This is a genomic window from uncultured Mycobacterium sp., from assembly GCF_964249325.1.
In the GTDB taxonomy this organism is placed as follows: domain Bacteria; phylum Actinomycetota; class Actinomycetes; order Mycobacteriales; family Mycobacteriaceae; genus Mycobacterium.
Genome location: NZ_CAXUCH010000282.1, coordinates 3,772 through 5,100, shown reverse-complemented (window position 1 = coordinate 5,100; position 1,329 = coordinate 3,772). Strand labels below are relative to the sequence as shown.

Sequence of the window (1,329 nt, the reverse complement as noted above, 5' to 3'; positions counted from 1 at the left end):
GTACCGGCGTTGGTCGCGGCCCCGCTGGCGCACTGCGGCCAGCCCGCCTGCCCGCGGCCGCGAATGCCGGCCCCGCGCGAAAAATTCGAGCGTGGGGTTGAGGACGTTCAGCAGCGTGTAGATGGCGCCGTAGGCCCGCACGGTCCGCAGGTGCGGCACCCCGCCCATGGCGGCGGCATCGCGGAAGAAGTCGCGTGCCGCCATGACTGGGAAGATCGCCTTCAGCGGCGAATCAGGGCCCACCGCGGCGGCGGTGAACAGCTGGTTGATCGCCAGGTAGGAGACCCCGAACATGCCGACGCGGCCGTTGCTGTTCGGCAGCGCCGACGCCCACTTGACCAGGTCCACCCCGTCCTGGGCCTGCCGGTGTCCGAACATCTCGAAGGAACCCCCGGAGACGCCGGTCCCGCGGACGTCGACCATCACCTCGATGTAGCCGCGCTTGATCAGGTAGGGTGTCGCACCCCCGCCGATCTGCGCTGCCGGCGGCGGTGCCTTCTTGCCGTACGGCGTCACCGACAGCAGCACCGGGAACGGCCCGGTGGCGGGCTGCCCGGTCTCCGGCACCGTCGGGTAATGAATATCGGCGCGCAGAACAACCCCGTCGCTCATCGCCACCGCGACGTTGTGCTCTACGCCGACCCCGTAGGTGGCGGGCCTCGGCTGCCACGGCGGCGCGAACGGCAACGGGTTGTCTCTGCGGGCGCGTGTCCTTCCGGCTCGGCGTCGCAACCGCAGCGTCGTCATTGACCCTCCTGTATGCGTTGTCGCTTGCGCCGACTGTATCGGCGCTGTCGGCGGGGCGGTCGGCGGCTAATGCCGCAGCGGGCCGGGGCTCCATAAGCCGCCGCGCGTCGCCGATCCGAGGTCCAGGCGGGCCGGCGCTGCGTCGGGGTAGTAGGGCGTCAGCTGCTGCAACGCGCCCCAGTCGCGGAACCAGTCGTCTTTGAGGTAACTCGGCAGCGTGGTCGCGCGCACCAGAAGCTCGGTGATCCCTAGCGGGCCGCCACCGTTGTTGTCCATCACCGGCGAATTGGCTTCGGCGCCAAAACGATCGGGAAGGATCCGCCACTTCGGTGCTTCGATGACGCCGTTGCGGTGGTTGAACGGCCGCTGGCACGGGAACGCCAGGCCGACCAGCCAGTCCAGCAGCACCGGATCCCGCGAGCCGACGACGTCTTGCAGCGTGCGCAGCCGCGGCATCCGCGGCGGGGTCAGCGCGATCCAGTGCTGCGGCGCCAGGTCGTCGTCGGTGGCCACCACCCGAATCTGGGTGGCGCTGCGCGGCAGCGCGGACATCGGCGCCCGCAGGTTACGCCAGGCCGGCGC

At 70.7% G+C, this 1,329-nt stretch carries 1 protein-coding gene and 1 pseudogene (1 of these 2 only partly in view); both read right to left on the bottom strand.

Features of this window, described 5'->3' with window-relative positions:
• Window positions 1-612 (bottom strand): CocE/NonD family hydrolase (locus tag ACFE99_RS22615; protein ID WP_375488762.1); only part of this gene is annotated, 612 nt, incomplete at its 3' end.
• Window positions 613-813: 201 nt separating this feature from the next.
• A pseudogene (locus tag ACFE99_RS22610) lies at window positions 814-1,329 on the bottom strand (arabinosyltransferase domain-containing protein); it runs 2,792 nt beyond the window's last position.